This is a genomic window from Alkalimonas sp. (assembly GCF_020831925.1).
Classification (GTDB): domain Bacteria; phylum Pseudomonadota; class Gammaproteobacteria; order Enterobacterales; family Alteromonadaceae; genus Alkalimonas.
Genome location: NZ_JAFIFQ010000107.1, coordinates 1 through 3,840, shown reverse-complemented (window position 1 = coordinate 3,840; position 3,840 = coordinate 1). Strand labels below are relative to the sequence as shown.

Below are 3,840 nucleotides of genomic sequence, written 5' to 3'. Positions count from 1 at the left end.
AAGACGACTTGATGGTGATCTTCTGCTCTTTGCCGGTGTCTTTGTCTTTGGCCGAGACGTGCAAGATACCATCGGCATCCAGGTCGAAAGTCACTTCGATTTGCGGCTCGCCACGACGACCGGCACGAATGCCTTCTAAGTTAAACTGACCCAGCGACTTGTTATCAGCCGAGCGCTTACGCTCACCCTGCAGTACATGAATGGTCACCGCAGACTGGTTATCTTCTGCTGTTGAGAACACCTGCGACTTTTTGGTCGGGATGGTGGTGTTTTTCTCAATCAGGCTGGTCATCACGCCGCCCATGGTTTCAATACCCAGCGACAGCGGGGTTACGTCCAGCAACAATACGTCTTTGACATCACCTGACAGCACAGCGCCCTGCACCGCAGCACCAACGGCAACCGCTTCATCCGGGTTCACATCTTTGCGCGGCTCTTTGCCGAAGAACTCGGTGACGGCCTGCTGCACTTTAGGCATCCGGGTTTGACCACCGACCAGAATAATTTCGTCGATATCGCCTACGCTTAAGTCAGCATCGTTCAGCGCCACTTTCAATGGATCCAGCGTGCGCTTGATCAAATCTTCTACCAGGGACTCCAGCTTTGCGCGGGTGACCTTGATGTTCAGGTGCTTAGGACCAGAAGCATCGGCCGTGATGTACGGCAAGTTTACTTCGGTCTGAGAGGCAGAAGACAGCTCAATTTTGGCTTTCTCGGCCGACTCTTTTAAGCGCTGCATCGCCAGCGGATCGTTACGCAGATCAATGCCCTGCTCTTTTTTGAACTCATCGACCAGATAATTGATCAGGCGGTTGTCGAAGTCTTCACCACCTAAGTGGGTATCCCCGTTGGTAGCCAGTACTTCAAAGGTTTGCTCGCCATCCACATCGTCGATTTCGATGATGGAAATATCAAAGGTACCGCCACCTAAATCGTACACGGCGATTTTGGCGTCGCCCTTTTTCTTGTCCATGCCGTACGCCAGCGCGGCAGCGGTTGGCTCGTTGATAATACGCTTTACATCCAGACCCGCGATGCGACCAGCATCTTTGGTAGCCTGACGCTGCGCATCGTTAAAGTAAGCAGGTACCGTAATAACAGCTTCGGTCACCGCTTCGCCCAGGAAATCCTCGGCGGTTTTCTTCATCTTTTTCAGCACTTCGGCAGAAATTTGCGGTGCCGCCATTTTTTTGCCTTTGACTTCAACCCAGGCATCGCCATTGTCGGCTTTGACAATTTTGAATGGCATGATGTTGACATCGCGCTGCACTTCTTCGTCTTCAAAACGACGACCAATCAAACGCTTGATGGCAAATAAGGTGTTTTGCGGGTTGGTCACCGCCTGACGCTTGGCTGGCTGACCGACCAGAGTCTCGCCATCATCGGTGTAAGCGATGATGGAAGGCGTGGTGCGGGTACCTTCCGCATTTTCAATGACGCGTGGCTTGTCGCCGTCTAATACAGCAACACAAGAGTTGGTTGTACCCAAGTCGATACCAATAATTCTACCCATAACGGCTCTCCAAATCTAATTCAGGACAGATAATTTCGTGTTAGCAGCTTTATGGGGATTGCCCTTACAGGATTCAAGGATACTGATTTAAATTTTTTCTGTTGCCGCCAGACGCTCAGCCAGCAGATACACCAGATGACGGTACTCGATGCCGCTGTGCTGGCTTAAACCGATTTCGCAGGTACGACTTGATGAGACCCCCAGGCAACAGCCCTGCACTTGCTGACGCAGGCCATGCAGCGCCGAGGCATTCAGTTCAGGCAATAGCAAGCCTTTATCGCCGGCAAAACCACAACAGTGAATACCCAGCGGTTGCACCGGCTTGCTGCTGCAGGCCTGCACCAGAGCAGTCAGTTTATCCTGTTGTTTAAGTCGTGCGGCGCTGCAGGTTAGATGCAGCGCTACCGGCTCTTCCTGCGGTGAGAATGACAACTGTGGCAACACCTTGTCGTGCAAAAAATCGATGCTGTCCCACAGCGGCAAATCTGCCGGCAGCTGCTGCTTTAACGTCAAGCTGCAGGGGCTGGTATCGCAATAAATAGCGAGTTCACCATTCTTACTGGCGGCTTTAAGCGCCGCTGCCACCTCGGCGGCTTTTTGCTGTGCCAGTTTTAGCTGACCTTTGGATTGAAACGCCATACCACAGCACAGCGAATCGATGCCTGTTGGGTAAACCAGTCGGTAACCGGCTTTGGCCAAAACTGCGGCCGTAACTTCCGACAAGGAGCGCTGATCGCGCTCCCCTGCCGCCGGCCCCATCACCCGGCTGCCACAAGCAGCGAAATACACCACAGGTGTCAGCTGCTCATCAGCAACCGATTTCGCTATCTTGCGACTAACGCCTGGCATCGCTGGATACCACAGCGGCAGCCGTTTGCCCGATAACCGGTGCATGGCGCTGCTGAGGCGCTGCATGGTTGCAGCACCGAGCACGGCGCGACCACTTTGCTGCAAGCGAAGCCCAATACGCGCCAGCCGGGTGACCCCGGCAAAATGGTTGGCAGCACATGTGGCCAGCTTGCTGGGTGTTGCCGCTTCGCTGCGTAGCTGGTTGGTCAGATCGCCGGTATTAATGCCCACCGGACAAGCACTTTCACAAAAGCCACAGCTGGTGCAGGTTTGCTCGCCCTGATACTGGTAGCCATCCCGCAGCAGCGCAAGACGCGGGCTTGTGGGCTCTTCACGACTAAGCCGCTTGATTTCGCGCTGCGCAACAATGCGCTGGCGCGGTGTCAGGGTCAGGGCATTGGATGGACAAACCGGCTCACAAAACCCGCACTCGATGCAGCGATCGATCAAAGGATCAGCTTCTGGCAAAGGCTTTAAATGTTTCAGATGGATGTGCGGGTCCAGGCTCAGCACCACATCAGGATTCAGAATGCCCTGCGGGTCCAGCAGATGCTTGATTTGCCACATCAGCTGATAGGCATCCTCGCCCCACTCCAGCTCAACAAAAGGCGCCATATTGCGCCCGGTGCCATGCTCGGCTTTGAGTGAACCGCCACAGCGCACCGCCACCAGCTCGGCCACATCGCGCATAAAGGCTTCGTAGCGGGCCACTTCCTTTTCATTATCAAAGCGCTGGGTAAAGACAAAATGCAGATTGCCCTCGAGCGCATGGCCAAAAATAATGGCCTCCTGGTACTGATAACGCTCAAACAGCAGCAACAATTGCTGCACCCCTTCGGCCAATAATGCCAGTGGAAAGGTGACATCCTCAATAATAACGGTGGTGCCAACCGGCCGCACCGCCCCCACGGCAGGAAAGGTGCCTTTGCGGATGGCCCACAGCTGCTGATACACGGTGGGATCGGTGCTAAAATCGACCTGCTGCTCCAGCTCAAAGGAGCTAAGTGCTTGCCGGATGTCGCTCAGTTGCTGCCCGAGCACATCGGGCTGCTCAGCGCGACTTTCAATCAATAAGGCACAGGCGCTGTCCGACAGCTCCTCCACCCAGGCGGGCATCCCCGCTTGTTGCTCCACCGCACGCAGGCTGCGCCTATCGAGTAACTCCACCGCCGAGACCGGCTGCTGCTTTAACACCATGACCGCCTGACAACAGCTCTGTACATCGGGAAAGACCAATAAAGCCGTGGCTTTGTACGGATAATCAGGTACGGTGCTTAGGGTCACCGAGCTGATAAAACCTAGGGTGCCTTCCGAGCCCACCATCAAGTGGCTGAGCATATCGATAGGATCGTCAAAATCCAGCAACGCATTGAGCGAGAGGCCTGTGGTATTTTTCAACCGGTATTTGTGACGAATTTTAGCCGCCAGTGCCTGATTCGCCCGGGCGCTATCGGATAATTGCTTGAGCTGCTGCAGTA

General features: G+C 54.6%; 2 protein-coding genes. Both read right to left on the bottom strand.

What is annotated here, in order from left to right:
* Window positions 1-1,513 (bottom strand): molecular chaperone DnaK (gene dnaK, locus JJU14_RS16240; protein ID WP_228614771.1); only part of this gene is annotated, 1,513 nt, incomplete at its 3' end.
* Window positions 1,514-1,600: 87 nt separating this feature from the next.
* Window positions 1,601-3,840, bottom strand: a 2,240-nt coding sequence (locus tag JJU14_RS16235; RefSeq protein WP_228614770.1) for an FAD-linked oxidase C-terminal domain-containing protein, incomplete at its 5' end; no start/stop codon positions are given.